Consider the following 727-nt stretch of genomic DNA (forward strand, 5'->3'; position numbering starts at 1 on the left):
GCAATATCCAGCCCTACAATGCTAACCTTCTCCATGGACGCTTCCTCCTCGTAGCGAATTTCGACACCGCTACCTTGGCACAGCGATGCCGTGAGGGGGCGTCCACACCATCAAGAGGGTGGCATCCTGAAGGAGCGCCAAGCCGTATAGGCGCCAAGGAGCTCTGCCGGAAGCACGGCATAAGCAATGCCACACTCTACAAGTAGCGCTCGAAATATGACAGCATGGAAGTGTACGAGGCCAAGCGGCTGAGAGCGCTCGAGGTTGAGAATGCAAAGCTGAAGAAGATGCTGGCGGAGCAGATGCTCGATGTCGCTACGCTCAAGGCGATGGTGGGAAAAAACTTCTGAAACCCGGTGCAAGGCGACGAGCTGTGGATCGCTGCCCGGCAGGCGATTTGGCCAGAGCCAAATTTGCCGAGCGGGGGGCCATGACAGAGAAAAACGACAACCAGCGTCGGGCCTGTGTCTTCTCCGGGATCGATGCGCGTGTCTACAGACGACGATCAACCAGGCCTGGGGGCGCCGATTTGCGACAGAGGCTAAAGGAGCTGTCCTGCGAAAGACGGCGCTTCGGCTATCCACTGCCCGGCAGGGCATCGCGAAGCGATGTCCCGTGTATGGACGCCCCCGGGGCTGCAAGCGATTTTTTGACTTTGGCAACAGCATTGCGGTCGAGTTCCTTCGTGTATCCGGCCTCTGGTTGCGACCTTCAATGCCGCGGGCCC

At 59.0% G+C, this 727-nt stretch carries 1 pseudogene; it reads left to right on the top strand.

The features are described from left to right. Positions 1 to 90: 90 nt before the first annotated feature. Positions 91 to 580, top strand: a pseudogene (locus I6N89_RS25340) (transposase); the annotation flags it as partial. Between the last annotated feature and the right edge of the window lie 147 nt (positions 581 to 727).

The sequence above is a fragment of the Salipiger abyssi genome, from assembly GCF_017311415.1.
Classification (GTDB): Bacteria; Pseudomonadota; Alphaproteobacteria; order Rhodobacterales; family Rhodobacteraceae; genus Salipiger; species Salipiger abyssi_A.